Below are 16,240 nucleotides of genomic sequence, written 5' to 3'. Positions count from 1 at the left end.
GGTTAAAAATATTTTTTGTAAAAGGCATATAATATTTAAACAGCCATATGCCAGGGCTCAACACCCGTTTCCGGGGTAATGTTTGCCTCGTCAATGTTATGATCGGGTTTGGCGCAAGCAGCACCGGCTAACCCCTTAAACCTGTTTAACCACTTGCCGTAGAGCCTGGAGCTGGCGAGCACCCCAGGGTACCTATTTCCGATCTAACGTAGTGCTCGAAGCACTTAGACTGGTCAACTTTGGGGCCTTTTCAAGCCCCTCGGTCTTCAGCCGAGGGGTAGTTGACGACATAGACACAATAGTGGCGTATCACTAAAACGAATTTTTTAAATAAGTTGAAAAAAATCTAACAAAAACAGACAAAATGCCGCATATCCGCCTGAAATAACATCGTCAAAAAGAATGCCTGTGGAACCGCCCACATGCTTGTCTACATAGTTTGCCGGAAATATTTTAATGATGTCCAGTACCCGGAATAAAATAAATCCCCAAAGCGCCGTCTTTGCAAACTGATGGGTACCGTAAAACAGCGGTACGCAGAGGAATCCGATAATTTCATCAAGAATGAACTGGGACGGATCCTTGGATTTCCAGTACACCACGGCCCAAGGGGTCAAATAGTAATTGAGAACCCCAAGCAAAAAGACCGATAAAAATAGTCCCACCCATAAAAAATCAGGCGCTGAAAACTTCCAGAGAAAATAATAGATGGCAATACCGGGAAGTGCCCCAAATGTCCCAGGCATCACAGGGGCGTATCCCAAATAGCATGCAGATCCTGAAATAATTTTCAATTTTTCTCCAAGAGAGCCCTTTGTTTCACCCATATCGCTATCCTTTGCACCATATGGAAAGGTGTCTACCTTGCGGCAATACCGTTATTATCACTGAATGATCATGTATCAGACTGAAATTCTTGAACAACACATTGCCTCGTTTCTGTTGAAAAACAAAAACGAGGCAAAAATTCAAAGTCGAAACGCCAAATTATCAGATATTGACTCCAAACTGTTTGCAGGCCGCTGACAGGCCCCCTTCATAGCCCTGCCCTACCGCTGTAAAGCGCCATTCTCCCCCTTTGAAATAGACTTCACCAAAAATCATGGCCGTTTCCATTGAATAATCTTCGGTCAGGTCAAAGCGGACAATTTCTTGATTGTTATCCTGGTTCACGATACGGATAAAGGCATTGTTTACCTGTCCAAAATTTTGCTTCCGGGTCTCTGCCTCATGAATGGTCACGACAACGGATATTTTAACGACATCCGACGCTTCGGTTTCCATCTGTTTTAAATTGACGTTGATGACTTCATCATCGCCGTCACCGCCACCGGTCAGATTGTCTCCCATATGTTCGACAGCGCCGTTGACGGCTTTTAAATTGTTATAGAATACAAAATCAGTGTCACTACGAACTTTACTGTCTGCGTTCAATAAAAAAACGGATGCATCAAGGTCATATTCGGAGCCATCCGTGGTTCTTTCATCCCATCCCAGCCCGATTTGGATTTTAGATAATCCCGGCGCTTCCTTGGACAGTGAAACCCGCCCGCCTTTACTCAAAGATACCGCCATTTTTTTGTGATCCTTTCTTCTTATTTGTTCTTACCCATTTGGTACGAATTGGTACGAATTATGAGAAGCGCCTGTGTCATCGCATCTGCCCGGACTTGCTGCCCAGGTCATATCTGTACGCCACAGGCTTGCAATCCTGTCGAACCGACAGAACTAAATATTGATTCCAAACTGGTTACATGCGGCTGCCAGTCCCCCTTCATAGCCTTGTCCCACCGCTGTGAATCGCCATTCTCCGCCTTTGAAATAGACTTCACCAAAAATCATGGCCGTTTCCATTGAATAATCTTCGGTCAGGTCGAAGCGGACGAGTTCTTGATCGTTGTCCTGGTTGAGGACACGGATAAAGGCATTGTTCACCTGTCCGAAATTTTGTTTTCGCGCCTCAGCTTCATGAATTGTCACGACAAATGAAATTTTTACAAGCCCCGGATCTTCTGTTTCCAGTTGCTTCAAATTGATCTTGACCACTTCATCGTCGCCCTCACCCGCACCGGTCAAATTGTCCCCCATATGCTCGACGGCACCGTTAACGGCTTTCAAATTGTTGTAATAGACAAAATCACTCTCACTTCGCACTTTCCCTGTCTCATCCAGCAGAAAAACAGATGCATCAAGGTCAAAGTCCGATCCATCCGTTGTTCTTTGATCCCATCCCAGCCCTACTTGAATTTTAGATAATCCAGGTGCTTCTTTGGATAATGAAACCCGTTCGCCTTTGCTCAAGGATACGGCCATTTTTTTTCTCCTTAATTTTAGAGGTTACAAAACAGTTAAATACACGGGATAATAGCAGGCAACAACTCATCAAATGTTCTTCCTTTTCCCCATTCGCCAAGGGCTTTGAATTTCCATGCCCCATTGTGGCGATAAAGTTTTGCAATCACAAGTCCGGTATACCCGCCTCCTTCAACGGAAAGGTTATACCGTGCAATCTCTTCATTGGTTTTTTGATCTCTGAGTACACAAAACGCATTGGGTACCCCGTCAAAGGTGTCGGAAGAAAAACTATTCACCGTAAATACCAGCGTCGTGATGTTATCGGGAACCGTATTAAAATGGACATTAATGACTTCATTGGGCGTGCCTGCCTTTCCCCCTCCGGTGAGATCATCGCCTGTATGGACAATGGAACCGTCTTTACTTTTTAATTGCTGAAACCAGACGGCATCCACAAGGTTTCTGTTCGCATCGAACAAAAGGCAGGAAGCATCCAGATCGACACTCACTTTTTTTTTCCCGAACAAGCCTTTTTTTTCAATCTGATCCCAGCCCAGCCCCAGTGCAATACTGATAAGTCCCGGCGCCACTTTTTCCAATGAAATGTTTCCGCCTTTTGTCAATGATACGGCCATTGGACACTCCTTTTCTTGAAGTTTTTAAAATCAATATAGTAGGATATTTCCCGCAAATGTCAAACTCTGAAAATTTCCCCGGCAAAGCTGGGGGTTTATAAAAAACCGGCAAGAAAACCCCTAAGTCTTTAGCTTCGGGGATGAATTGACGGATTGTGATGTGCTTTTCAGGCTATGCATTTTTGAAAAGCACTCAATTTAGGACAGTAGCATAGGTCTTTTGTCAACATGCCTAATGAAGGATGCCTAATTTTCTATAAAAGTTTTCAGCTTTTTACTCCGGGTCGGATGACGAAGTTTACGCAAGGCCTTGGCTTCAATCTGACGAATACGCTCCCTGGTCACGGTAAAATCCTTTCCAACTTCTTCTAACGTGTGATCAGACTTTTCTCCAATACCAAAACGCATCCTTAACACTTTTTCCTCCCTGGGCGTGAGCGTTGCCAGTATTTTACGCGTCTGTTCGGCAAGGCTTAAATCAATGGCGGCCTCGGAAGGAATAGAAAATTTCTTATCCTCAATGAAATCCCCAAGATGGCTGTCTTCTTCCTCACCAATGGGTGTTTCAAGGGAAATAGGCTCCTTGGCAATCTTAAGTACCCGCCGGACCTTATCAATGGGGATTTCCATTTTTTCGGCAATTTCTTCAGGGGACGGTTCTTTACCCATCTCTTGAACCAGGTACCTGGAGGTCCGAATCAGCTTGTTGATGGTTTCGATCATATGAACCGGAATCCTGATGGTTCTGGCCTGGTCTGCAATGGCACGGGTAATGGCCTGGCGAATCCACCAGGTGGCATATGTGGAAAACTTATATCCCCGGCGATATTCAAATTTATCCACGGCCTTCATCAAACCGATATTGCCTTCCTGGATCAAATCAAGGAACTGCAGCCCCCTGTTGGTATATTTTTTGGCAATACTTACCACAAGTCTTAAATTGGCGCGGACCAGTTCACGTTTGGCGGAATCCGCTTTTTTGCGCCCGATTTCAATCCCCTGAATAATTGTGTTTAGATCCTCCACACCGCCTTTGACAGAGTCTTTTTTTTCTGTAATCTGATCGCACAGCGCCTGAATATCATTAAAAAGAGTGACGGCACGATCCGAAGTAATTTCACTTCTTGCCGTGGCCCATTCAACAAAAACAGCCAGACTTTTCGTCTGTTTCATCATGGTGCTGGGCTGGACATTAAACGTCTTTGCACACTTGGCCAACAGATTGTCTACGGTTTTAAACCAGATTATTGTGTTTCTGATACTTTTTTCTATGTTATCAATGACATTGGATTCAAATCGCCAACTTTTAAGCAGTTCAAAAATTTCTTCGGTGTTGCAGTCAATCTGTTCCCTGAGATTACTGTATTTTTTTGTACTTTTCCTGATGTTCTGAAGCTGATCACGGCAGAATTGATTCTCTGCATGCAAGGTTCTTATCCGAGCTAAGGATTCAAGGAATTTTTCCTGTTTGGAAACTTCATCAACCACCCCGTCTCCCTCATCCACGTCCCGGAGTACATGCTTGGGCCGCATGGCCCTCTCTTCCATTTTTTGACCGTACATAAAAATGGTATTCAGCGCCAAAGGACAATCCAGCATGGCCCGCAGTACATCCCGTTCCCCAACCTCTATTTTTTTGGCGATCTCAATTTCACCTTCACGGCTGAGCAGGGTCACCATCCCCATCTCTTTAAGATACATCTTCACGGGATCAGTGACCGCACCAAATTCCATATCGGCACGGTCTCGCCCGGAAGAGAGTGACCCCTCCTTACTCCCCTTCTTATCCACATCGTTTTCAAGGCCGTCTTCATCATTACCCTCACGGGATACAGAGCTGTTGACTCTTTTGTTTTTTGATGGCCGGGAAGTCTTTTTGGCGGGTTTGGTCTTACCTGGTTTAATGGCAGACGTCTCCTTGCCTCTGTCATCAACCAGTTCAATACCCAGTTCCTTAAACTGAATGACAATATCATCTATCTGCTCAAAGGATTGCAAATCATCTGAAATGGCGTCGTTAATTTCAGCAAAGGACAGGACACCTGTTTTCTCTCCCTTTTTGATGAGCCTGCGCATTTCATCCTTGCCGATCATCACGCTTTGCTCAGATCTGCTGTTCTTTTCTGCCATATATGCCTCCCAAAGGCTTAACGTTAACTGTTATGCAACTGCTGAATTTGCTGCTGTTTAAGTTTGAGCAGCTTGATCACATCAACATCACAGCCCTCTTTTGCTTTTGTTAATTCACTGACAATTAATCTGTCTGTTTTATTTTTTATTTTTATAACCCGGTTAATCAGAACAACAAACGTGTACGCCGGATTCTGAACCCCGGTATAATCTTCCATTGCCATGGATGCAATCAACTGCCGGTCTTCATCGGTTTCAACCCGGGCCATGACCGCACCCACAATATTTTGTGGGTCTGTTCCGCTGTCAATGATTAAACAACCTAATCGCTTAAGTTGCTTTGAATAAAAGGAGGGAACCACCTTTTTTTCCACGGCAACAGATATCAGTTCAGGCCAGTGAAGCATCATGGAAAGAATTTGTTTTTCCCTTGGGTCTGATTCCAAAACGTTTTTGAACGTGTCAACCGCAGGAATCAAAGGGGCACGGGCCTGTCTGTTTACCTGTTTTTCATAGGCGTCCTTCACCTTTTCAAGCACAGCCTTTTCATCAATATTAAGTGTTTCAGCAAGTTCACGCACATAAATTGAACGGACCGCATAATCCTGGATCATGGCCAGGTGCTGCTTCATTTCGTCCAGAATTTTTATACGTCCCTCAACGGAAGTGCCGTGGGTATCCAGGGCCAGCTGAAGCAAAAACTGCATCACCGTCCTGGCAGTACCTGCAAGCTCAAGAAAGGCATCCCGGCCATGGGCCATGACATAGGCGTCAGGGTCACTGTTTCCCGGAAGCACCAGAATCCGGGTATCAACCCCCTCCTGAACAAAAATATCAATGCTTCTTTTGGCAGCCTTTATACCGGCGTCATCAGAGTCAAAAACCAGGATCATGGTCGTTGCATAACCTTTAAGAATCCTGACATGCTCCCGGGTCAGGGCCGTACCCAGACTTGCCACACTATTCTTAATCCCGTGTTGATAAAGGGAAAGGAAATCAAAATAGCCTTCCACAATAAATACCTGATCCTGCCTGCGGCACGCCTGTTTGGCCGCATGCAACCCGTAAAGAATACGGCTTTTACTGTACACCGGGGTTTCAGGGGAATTCATATATTTGGGCATACTGTCGTCCATGACCCGGCCGCCGAATCCGGCCACCTGCATGTTAATGTCAAAAATAGGAAACATCAGCCGGTTTCGAAACCGGTCGTAAAACCCATTCTTTTGTTTTCTTTCCAGCACCAGGCCGGAACTGATTGCAATCCCTTTAGATACTTTCTCTTGTTTCAAAACATGAACAATGGCATCCCAGGCATCCGGGGCGTAGCCGATCTGAAACTGTTCAATGATCTGTTTACTGGTTCCCCGCCGTTCAAGATACTGCCGGGCTGGAGTGCCCTTTAAAGGGTTCTTGAAAAAATCGGTATATGCCTGCATCACCTTTTTATTCAGACGGAAAAGAGATTCCCGGGTATGAACGGCTTTGCGCTGTTCCGGATTCATTTTTGGGGTTTCAATAACAATGTTGTATTTTCTGGCCAGCATCCTTGCGGCTTCGGGAAAGGCGATCCCATGATATTTCATGACAAAAGACAGGACGTTGCCCCCGGCATTGCATCCAAAGCAATGAAAAATCTGTTTATCGGGATTCACTGAAAAAGAAGGCGTTTTTTCGGAATGAAAGGGGCATAAACCAAAGTAACTCCTGCCTGACTTTTTTAAAATAACTGCCTCTGAAACAACATCAAAAATATCAGAAGCAGCTAAAATCTCTGCAATTTTTTCTTCAGGGATCAGCATTTTGGGTGGTACAGGCTCCAAGATCTCAAATCTTAATTTAATCCAGATAAAATAAGCAATGAATACAACATGTCAACAACGAAACATGCAATAGATTATAAACATCCCTTGGTGGATAATGCGCCTGATACCTGAGAAATCGGACGTGTGGCTGCGTGCAAAGACCGGCCAAAGGCCTTGAATATGGACTCAAGTACATGGTGTTCATTCTCACCGTACAAGGTATTCATATGCAGATTAAATCCGCCTTTGACACAGACTGCTTGGAAGAACTCCCGGGCAAGATACGCATCGAAAGGCCCCCGGGATTTCAAATTGTCAGGAATATTGTAAACAAGATAAGGTCGGTTGGATAAATCAATGGTTACCCTGGACAAGGATTCATCCATGGGAACGCTTGCATCACCAAAGCGCTGGATACCCTCCTTCTCAGACAACGCCTGCTGGATCGCCTGTCCTAGCACAAGCCCCGTGTCCTCTACAGTATGATGAAAATCTACGTCAAGGTCGCCTGTTGCTGAAATCCCAAGGTCAAAAAATCCATGCACTGTAAATGCTGTAAGCATGTGATCAAAAAAAGGAATGCCTGTGCTGATCTCAGCCTTTCCCTGTCCATCGAGGTTTAGCCGGATAGTTATCCGGGTTTCCTTAGTCAGTCTTGACACCTCAGATTGTCGACTCATAAAAAAACTCCTTGAAACCGGCAGAAATTTGTTTTATACAATCTTCATAATTAACCGGGACTCTCTTTTTCTTTTCCGGCCTGTCACGGCGTATCGTAATACGTCATAACGAATCGGATTAAAATATGCGCCTTTCTGATATTTGTCAACACCGAATTCACTACCTTGGATATTTGCCATAAGGAATTCGGATACCACATACTGTATTTTTGTACTATTTAGCCACAAGATACAGACGATTTAGAGGTAAAAAGTGCTTATGGCAAATACCCAGTCACTACCGGACAGGGAAATCACATATGAAACAAAGATAAATAGTGTCTCTTTCATACTTTGATAATTTTCATCGACAAGGCTTCCAGCACATCATCGGACGCATCCTCCTCGATCCAGATCAAGATTTCATCTTTTGTGATCATGCCAGCCGTAATCAACCACCGGACGGCCGTGCCGACAAAGCCGCGTTTAGCATCATCGAGGGTAACGGGATAAACCCCGTAAGCCAGGGCCAGGAGATTGTTCGTTTTTTCATCGCCGCCATGGGACAGTATCCAGCAGTCGGGTCTGAATCTGGAAATCAGGCACGGCGCGGCTCTGCCTTGCGTGCGGGTCAGAATATAACGTGCATTCAAGGCACTGGCGGATTCAACCGCATTCAGCGTGGCGACATCTTCCACGGTGGCGTTGCCGGAACCCGCAGCCGACCGAAAGTAGGTGGGCAAATCGGCTGAGCACCCGATCGGTTTTTCCTTCCGCTCGGTGGAGATGGCGATCTTACTGAGCATCTCAACTGCTTCGGCGGAATAACGTCCAATCGCTGTCTCTTCGGACAGCATCACCGCGTCCGTGCCGTCAAGAATGGCGTTGGCCACATCGGACACCTCGGCACGGGTGGGGCGTATGTTCTCGGTCATGGACACCAGCATCTGAGTCGCCGTTATCACCGGCCGGCCCAGCAGATTCGCCTTGCGAATCAGTTTTTTCTGAACGGCTGGCACGTCCTGTAAAGGAATCTGCACCCCCATATCACCGCGGGCAATCATGATCGCATCCGCCGCCAAGAGGATCTCATCGATATTGTCAATGGCCTCGGCGCGCTCGATCTTGGCAACCACATATGCGGAGTGCCCCCTTTTTTGCGCAAATTCCTTGACCTTTAACAGATCAGCGGCTGTCTCCACAAAGGAAACCCCGAAGGCATTTACACCCTCCTGAAGTGAAAAATCGACAAAGGCGAGATCGGTTTGCGATACCGCCTCGGCCACAATCTTCACCCCGGGAATACTCAACCCTTTATAAGAAAGGAGAGGACCGCCGATAACCGTCTGACAGAAGACATCTTTCCCCGACACCTTCTCCACCCGGAGCTGTATGAAGCCGTCATTAAGGAAAATTACGTCTCCCGCGGTCACACTTTCCGGCAGCCGCTTGTAGGCGACTGGTATTTGGTTGGGGGCAGCCGCAAGGTCTTTGATGATCAAAACAGCCTCATCCCCCTTTTCCAACAGAAGTGGTTCCTCCAGGAGTTGGCCGATTCGTATCTTAGGACCGGGAAGGTCCACCATGATCAGGCAATGGTGCTGAAGCCTTGCCGCAACAGTTTCGATGCGCCGAATATCCTCTCGATGCCCTTGTCGGGTGCCGTGGGCGAAATTGAGCCGCGCCACATTCATGCCCCGCAGCATCAGTTGTTCCAGGACGGCCTCCGAACGTGAGGCCGGTCCTATGGTGCACACAATCTTGGTTTTATGGGTCGGTAATCTCATGGTCGTTTCTCCTCGCCGTTTATTCTTGGTTCAAGCCCTGAAATCATGCCTCCATACAAACGTTCAGCATCCTGCCTTCGACATAGTCCCGTTCCCGGTGTCATGGCCGCTGCTGTACCTGCCGCAACGCCGAAAAGGACGGATTCCCTGAGCGGATTTTCCCTGGCAAAACCCAAAACGATACCGGCCACACCATGCTGCCCCCCCAGCCTCGACCCCTGCTGATAATCGATACGGTAGGCGACAGGATGTGTTCTTCTTCAGGTATGCAGTTGCTCTTTGAACTTTTTTATTTCACACAGAATAGTCTAATTCGGTACTGTTTTAATTAGTGCTATCTTTTATGCTGTCGCCCATCTCCTTAATTTTATCGCCTGTTTTTTCAACGGCCTCTTCCATTTTATCACCCGCATTTTCAACAGTATTATCGATCTTTTTGCCCACATTTTCAGCGGGACCGTCTTTTTCACAACCAACCAGTAAAAGCGCAAACACAACGAACATCAACATAATAATTTTCTTAATTTTCATAACTGTCCTCCTTTTAAGCAGAAATGAATCCAGGCAGACCACCAAATCGTCAGCCCGGTTCTTGTCATAAGTGTGGACTTCAGACGTGTCCACGGACATTTTGTCCATGGTGCGCTGTCGTTCCTCGTTTTTTTTCTTTGACAATGTCCTCACATTGTTTTGGTTTCTACTTGTCTTCTGTTTTATTCTTCACCTCCTTTTTTTGCTTATGCCCTGGCCAAAAGATTTCCAATTGTCTGTATCCCCTGACCGGCTGCCCCGCCAATTTTAATGGTCATGTCAATGTTTGTATGAGTGCTCATAAATTGCTCCCTTTTATGTTTTGCTTTCAGATTAAAATTCAGCGCCGGCTGAATCTGGTGCTATCAATCAAATAATTAAATAGCAGGATTTTAATTGGCCTTGATCATTTGATAAAACCCATTTTTTTGGGGATATCGACGTTGAAGATAATGGAGTCGGGAACCATATTCGGGTTCACCCGAACCGAGCAAAACAATTTGAATCGGGAGGTCTTCGTAGCTGATCGATATGATTTTTCTTTGTCTCCGTAATTGGTGTCTCTTTTGATGGAAAACTTCAATTTTTTCCCCTGGGGCTCGCCTGCTTGATATATTGATAGAAGTCACTGTCCGTGGTGAGAATCAGTACGGAATTCTTATTCGTTTTCTCCTTGTAGTTTTCAAGGGTGCGCAAAAAGGCATAGAATTCTGGATTTTTATTGTACGCTTGGCCGTAGATTTGCGTCGCTTCAGCGTCGGCTTTGCCTTGGACCTCCTGCACTTGGCGGTAGGCCGTTGAGCGAATCTGGCGCAGCTCTTTTTCCATTGTGCCGAGGATCTCGGCGCTGCGACCTTCGCCTTCGGAGCGGAACTGCGCGGCAATGCGCTTGCGCTCGGAAATCATACGCTCATAGACCTTTTCCCGGACACTTTCCACGTAATCCAGGCGTTTGATGCGCACATCCACAAGTTCAATGCCGTATTGCGGGATGATCTTCTGTGCCTTAGTCAGTATCGTGCGGGTGATCTCCTCCCTGCCCCGGGCAATCTCCCTTTTAAGCTCTTCTTCGCGCTCCTTTGGTATCTCTTTCAAGGCTTCGTCCTCGGGCACCTCCCACGATGCGCTGCGCACGAGTTCCACGAGTTCGCTGCTCGACACCTGGTCGCGCACGACCGAATCGAGAATATCGTTCAAACGCGACTGGGCCCCCTCTTCGCTGGCTACATTCTCCAGGAATTTTTTCGCATCGGCAATCCGCCATCTGGCGGTGGTATCCACCCAGATGAACTCTCGTCCCTTGGTGGGAACCTGATTCGGATCACCATCCCAGATCAGCAGACGCTTTTCAAATCGCCGGACCTCCTGCACAAAGGGTAGTTTCATGTGCAATCCCGCCTCGGTTACCGGTTCCCCAACAGGCCGGCCAAACTGCACGACAATGGCCTGCAGACCCTCTTCCAGTGTATATAGACCGCCATAGGATAGGGTGACGATCGCTACGGCTGCTGCTATGATTACTGCTTTTACGGTAAAGTTCATGGTTTCCTCCCCTGTGCTGATGGTTGCTCACTGGATTCCAATGGGAGCCAGGGCACCATTGCCTTCTGGTCCTTATCCACGATATAGAGCCCTTTCATGTTTGACAGGAAACCGGTCATGGCCTCCAGATACAACCGCCGGCGCGTGACCTGCGGCGCCTGTTCGTATTGTTCTAAAATGGTCTCAAAACGGGTGGCCTCTCCCTGGGCCCGGTTTACACGTTCCAATGCGTAACCTTCGGCCTCGCTGATGCTTTGCGTAGCCACGCCTCGGGCCTTGGGGATTTCCCGGTTGGCCTGTTCCTGGGCTTTATTGATCGTTCGCTCTTTGTCTTGACGCGACTCGTTGACTTCATTAAAGGCAGGTTTTACGGTATCCGGCGGGGTTACATCCTGAAGCTCTACGGTAACCAGACGCACTCCAGACTCATAGGTTGTCAGGATTTTCTGGATTTCGTTTTTGGCTTCACTGGCCACCGCCACCCGTCCGGTGGTCAGCACATCGCTGCCCAGACGGTTGCCGACTGCTCGACGCATGACCGCCTCGGTAGTGTCGCGGATTGTTTTTGAAGTGTCGCGGACCTGAAACAGGTAGCGGCTCGGGTCTTCGATGCGGTACTGAACGATCCACTGAACATTGATAACGTTCAAATCCCCGGTGAGCATCAGCGACTCGTCCTTGTAGGTGCCTCGCGTATCATAGCGGCTCTTTTCACCGGGAACGGTGGAAACCGTCCGAAACCCGAACTCTTCTTTGAGTACGCGAGCTGTAGGCAGCAAACGGACCTTTTCGATACCATAAGGGAATTTGAAATGCAGTCCCGGACCGGCCGTGCGCATGACCTTGCCAAAGCGCTGTACAATAGCCGTTTCCTCCGGTTGGACGGTGAACCATGCAGTCCATAAGACCACCACCAAAACAACGACTACCACCACACCGCCTACAAGGATAAGGACCGGAGCGCCTTTGAATTTTTCAAACTGTTTTAGATTTTTTTTCAGCAGGTCATCAAGCGTTGGCCTGCTCCCCAGGGGGTGATTTGATTCAGTCATAAGTTATCTCCTAATTAATAAGCCGATCAGCTTCATCGACCCTTGTTTGTTCAGGGCGAATAATATACCTCCCCTCTTCATCCATGGAGAGAGGGGTGAGGTAAATGGACAATTTATTTAATTTGCGGTCCTGAGCATCATGGGCTGCTCATCATAAATAGATCACCAGCTTATTTTCTCCAGAGCCAGGTTCTCTTTTTGTTTCAAAACCCAACTTTTTCCCCAAAGCGATCATATTCCTGTTCTCATTTAAAACTATGCCGTGAACCGTTTTAAAGCCTCGTTTTTTGGCAATTGACAGACATTTTTCCAAAAGGTTTGAACCAATACCCTTGCCTTGCCAGGCATCACCCACCAAAACCGCAAATTCGCCTTTTTCCCCATCCGGATCTCCGATGATTCTTGCAACGCCCAGCATTCTATCGATTTCACAATCTTCATCAATGGCAACTAATGCAACCTCACGATCGTAATCGGTTTGGGTAAACCTGGCGAGCATCTCAGGGTTCAATTCTTTTAATATCCCGAAAAAACGATAATAAATTGTCGTTGGAGAAAGTGTCTTGAAAAAATATTGAAAAAGCGGAGCATCTTCAGGCTTGATGGGTCGTACAAAAATCCGCTCTCCACCAACGCTTACCAGATGGGACTCTTCCTCTTCCGGATAGGGGCTTATCACAAGATGCAGGGGAGAAGGTGTTTCAATAGTTGAGACTAATACTTGGGCATCAACAAGCATGGGTTTTCCCGCCTTGATCATAACAGGATTCATGTCAAGTTCTGCAATTTCAGGAAAATCAATCAGGAGTTGAGAAAGCCTGATAATCATCTCTTCAAGTTGTTCCATGTCGGCGGCAGAGCGGTTTCTGTATCCTTTCAACAACGTGTATACTTTGGTCTGCTGCATGAGTCGCCGGGCAAGTAACCTGTTCATGGGTGGAAGCCCCAACGCACGGTCTTTTAAAACTTCCGTGTAAATTCCACCCATTCCAAAGAGAATCACAGGACCAAAACCGGCATCCCGTTTGGCACCGAGGAGAATTTCAAAATCAGCATTTGAAAAATAGGGCTGAATGATTACCCCTTCAATTCTGACATCGGGTTTAAACTTCCGCACTGACGATATGATTTGTGCGTAAGCTTTGCAGACATCGGCATCTGAGCGTAAATCTAAACTTATCCCACCAGCATCGGTTTTATGGGTGATATCAGGAGAGCGTATCTTCATGACCAGCGGATAGCCCATCTCTTTGGCAATACTTGATGCTTCTGCTTCTGTTTTTGCAATTTCTGTCCTTATTACAGGCAGTCCGTAAGCCGTTAACAATTCCTTAGAATCCGATTCCGGCATAAATTCACCCGGGAACGCGTGGATGATCAGCTTTCCAGCTTTATCCTGATCAACCATTATCTGCCGGGTCAATTTCGGCGGAATTTCCAGCAGTGTTTTAAGGTTTTTGCTATATTCCACCATGTAAAGGAAAGCTCTAACCGCCCGTTCCGGCGTATCATAGGTCGGGATTCCCGCTTCATTCAAAAGCGCCACTGCTGGGGCGATGTTTTTACCGCCTATCGTGGAAGCAAATACAGGATATCGACGCCCTTTCATGGTCAACACCAGCGTTTCTGCCATTGTAATAGAGGAAGTAAATGCTTGGGGTGTGAGAATAACAAGTACCCCGTCTATATTCTTCGAGTTAAAACAGACGTCCAGGGTTTGGGCAAACCGCTCCGGCGAGGCATCACCAAGGATGTCGATCGGATTACTTTGACTCCAGAAGAGCGGCAGGAATTGATCAAGTGCCTCCATGGATTCAGGGTCAAGCGGCACAGGTTTGTGGCCATACTTAGCCAGAGTGTCTGTGGCCATCACCCCAGGCCCGCCTCCATTGGTAATTATAGCTAAACGGGATCCATGAGGTCTTGATTGTTTGGACATCAGCTCTGCACAGTCAAAGAGCTCTTCTATGGTGTCCACCCGCACAATCCCGGCACGCTTGAAGGCAGCATCATATACGGCGGCCTCTCCTGCCATGGCACCTGTATGGGATGCAGCAGCTTTTGCACCGGCCGGACTTTTGCCGGATTTAAGTACAATGATTGGTTTGACCCTGGAGACCGAACGGGCGGCACTCATGAATTTACGAAAATTAGTAAGCCTTTCGATATACAATAAAATACTTTTTACAGAGGAATCATTTCCGAGATAATCAATCATATCTCCGAAATCAACGTCAAGCATGGAGCCGGTGCTTACAAAATGGCTGAATCCAATGTTCTCCTGTAGAGCCAAATCAAGTATAGCCGTGCAAATGGCCCTGCTCTGGGATATAAATGCTAAATTTCCAGACACGGGCATCTCGGATACAAAGCTGGCATTCAGGTCCCCGCCGGGCCGGATGAGACCCAAGCAGTTGGGTCCAACAATACGAAGTTTGCCGGCATAAGCTATTTTCTGAATTTTTTTCTCTATTTCCTTGCCTTTTTCACCGGTCACCTTGCCTCCGGCTGAAATAATGATGGCTCCGCCCACTTTTTTATCAACGCATTCACTCACTATATCAACAACCGTATGCATCGGTGTGGCAATAATCGCAAGATCCACTTCGGTTTGAAGCTTTGAAACAGATTTAAAGGCATCATATTGGTAGATTCTTTTATGTTTGGGATTCACCGGAAACAACTGTCCAGAAAATCGGTTAACAAGATTTTTCATCAATGCATTGCCGATTGTTCCTGCTTTTTCGCTTGCACCAACCACTGCAATATGCCGCGGTTTAAAAATGCGATCAAGATTATATTGTCCCATCATTTTCATCCTTATTTTTCTTTTTTTAAACAGGCTCCCAAAACATTAAAATTAAGCAATAAAGCTATCCCCGGCCTTTTGGTTTGGATTCATACGATGGTTCGCATCTCTCAATTGTTCATTTGAACTTTGAGACTGTCTTTTGATAAGCTGTTTTGACTTCATTCCAGGCTTTTTCCGTGCCTATTTTAAACGCTTCCCACGTCTCGTCTCCTGCGTTTTTCAACTCGCGGAGTTTTGTACCTGCAACTTCCTGCTTGCTCTCCAACGCTTCGATTTTTTTGTAATATCCAATTTTTACATCGGCTTTGGTCTTGTCCGCCTTGGCCTTAAGAAGCGCAATCTGCGATTTCCATTCCTCAAATTGCGCATCCAACTTTTCTTCGTAGGCTTTACGTTTGTCCTTCACTTAAAACTCCTTTTGTTTTTATATACGAAAACAAAAACAACTTATTACATTGAATTAATTTGAGGTTTCGTTGTGGGTTGAGTCTGGGTGTTGATATACCAGATCAGCCCACAACGAAATTTGAAAGATCTGTATAGATTGTACAGATCTTTCATACAAATTTCGTACCAGGTTTTTAATCCTCAACCAATAAACCTCCCATACCTTAGGTGCAATATGAATAATAGTTGTGGTTGATAATTCAGAAGAAAAGGTTTCTGCTTGACCGAATTGTATACGATAATGGAAGGATTGAAAAAAGGTTTTATTTGGCCAATAGGCCACATATAACCTTTCAATCATCCGGTTTTAGAATCAGGATCTGGTAATGTTTAATTTGCGCATACGGCCGAACAGGATGTTGTGGTTAAGGCCGAAAATCTGGGCAGCATGGTCATTGTTCATTATCCATTCACCTGTGGGCGCATTCCCATTTTCCCGGCTGACTTAACAACTCTTTAATCAGGAATTAAACACTTAAAAATCAAGCGGTTAAAGCACGCTTAGCATTGTATGTTTTTAACGAAAGGCTTCCACTATGTCCTAA

General features: G+C 46.4%; 14 protein-coding genes. All 14 read right to left on the bottom strand.

Annotation, left to right across the window (positions count from 1 at the left end; all coding sequences use genetic code 11):
* Positions 1–326: 326 nt before the first annotated feature.
* Positions 327–827: a phosphatidylglycerophosphatase A family protein gene (locus HXW94_RS07360; RefSeq protein ID WP_178366249.1), complete on the bottom strand. Its 501-nt coding sequence runs from the start codon at positions 825–827 to the stop codon at positions 327–329.
* Between the two features lie 163 nt (positions 828–990).
* Positions 991–1,575 carry a TerD family protein gene (locus HXW94_RS07355; protein WP_178366248.1) on the bottom strand — a complete coding sequence of 195 codons (585 nt, stop codon included), beginning with the start codon at positions 1,573–1,575 and terminating at the stop codon, positions 991–993.
* A 153-nt stretch (positions 1,576–1,728) separates the two neighbouring features.
* A complete protein-coding gene (locus HXW94_RS07350; RefSeq protein WP_178366247.1) occupies positions 1,729–2,313 on the bottom strand; it encodes a TerD family protein in 585 nt (194 codons plus the stop codon).
* Between the two features lie 35 nt (positions 2,314–2,348).
* A complete protein-coding gene (locus HXW94_RS07345) occupies positions 2,349–2,930 on the bottom strand; it encodes a TerD family protein (protein ID WP_178366246.1) in 582 nt (193 codons plus the stop codon).
* Between the two features lie 246 nt (positions 2,931–3,176).
* Complete coding sequence (gene rpoD / locus HXW94_RS07340) at positions 3,177–5,060, bottom strand: RNA polymerase sigma factor RpoD (RefSeq protein ID WP_178366245.1); 1,884 nt, start codon at positions 5,058–5,060, stop codon at positions 3,177–3,179.
* Between the two features lie 23 nt (positions 5,061–5,083).
* Positions 5,084–6,862, bottom strand: coding sequence for a DNA primase (gene dnaG / locus HXW94_RS07335; RefSeq protein ID WP_178366291.1), 1,779 nt, complete (start codon positions 6,860–6,862; stop codon positions 5,084–5,086).
* A gap of 95 nt (positions 6,863–6,957) precedes the next feature.
* Entirely contained in the window at positions 6,958–7,545 is a 588-nt protein-coding gene (gene hisB / locus HXW94_RS07330; protein WP_178366244.1) for an imidazoleglycerol-phosphate dehydratase HisB, read from the bottom strand.
* Positions 7,546–7,871: 326 nt separating this feature from the next.
* The gene (gene pyk / locus HXW94_RS07325; RefSeq protein WP_178366243.1) at positions 7,872–9,311 is read right to left on the bottom strand and encodes a pyruvate kinase; all 1,440 of its coding nucleotides are present in this window, start codon (positions 9,309–9,311) and stop codon (positions 7,872–7,874) included.
* Positions 9,308–9,502, bottom strand: coding sequence for a hypothetical protein (locus tag HXW94_RS07320; RefSeq protein WP_218576614.1), 195 nt, complete (start codon positions 9,500–9,502; stop codon positions 9,308–9,310). Before HXW94_RS07320 ends, pyk begins: the two co-directional genes overlap by 4 nt.
* A gap of 133 nt (positions 9,503–9,635) precedes the next feature.
* Positions 9,636–9,842: a hypothetical protein gene (locus tag HXW94_RS07315; protein ID WP_178366242.1), complete on the bottom strand. Its 207-nt coding sequence runs from the start codon at positions 9,840–9,842 to the stop codon at positions 9,636–9,638.
* A gap of 579 nt (positions 9,843–10,421) precedes the next feature.
* Positions 10,422–11,384: a protease modulator HflC gene (gene hflC, locus HXW94_RS07310; RefSeq protein WP_178366241.1), complete on the bottom strand. Its 963-nt coding sequence runs from the start codon at positions 11,382–11,384 to the stop codon at positions 10,422–10,424.
* Positions 11,381–12,436 carry an FtsH protease activity modulator HflK gene (gene hflK / locus HXW94_RS07305; protein WP_178366240.1) on the bottom strand — a complete coding sequence of 352 codons (1,056 nt, stop codon included), beginning with the start codon at positions 12,434–12,436 and terminating at the stop codon, positions 11,381–11,383. The genes hflC and hflK overlap by 4 nt, the downstream gene beginning before the upstream one ends.
* Before the next feature lie 151 nt (positions 12,437–12,587).
* On the bottom strand, positions 12,588–15,248 hold the full coding sequence (locus HXW94_RS07300; RefSeq protein WP_246293786.1) for a bifunctional acetate--CoA ligase family protein/GNAT family N-acetyltransferase: 2,661 nt from the start codon (positions 15,246–15,248) through the stop codon (positions 12,588–12,590).
* Positions 15,249–15,363: 115 nt separating this feature from the next.
* Complete coding sequence (locus tag HXW94_RS07295; RefSeq protein WP_178366239.1) at positions 15,364–15,654, bottom strand: sll1863 family stress response protein; 291 nt, start codon at positions 15,652–15,654, stop codon at positions 15,364–15,366.
* Positions 15,655–16,240 lie beyond the last annotated feature (586 nt).

This window comes from Desulfobacter latus (assembly GCF_013389365.1).
GTDB classification, from domain to species: domain Bacteria; phylum Desulfobacterota; class Desulfobacteria; order Desulfobacterales; family Desulfobacteraceae; genus Desulfobacter; species Desulfobacter latus.
The sequence above is the reverse complement of the archived record's forward strand: the minus strand, read 5'-3'. Positions and strand labels throughout refer to the sequence as shown.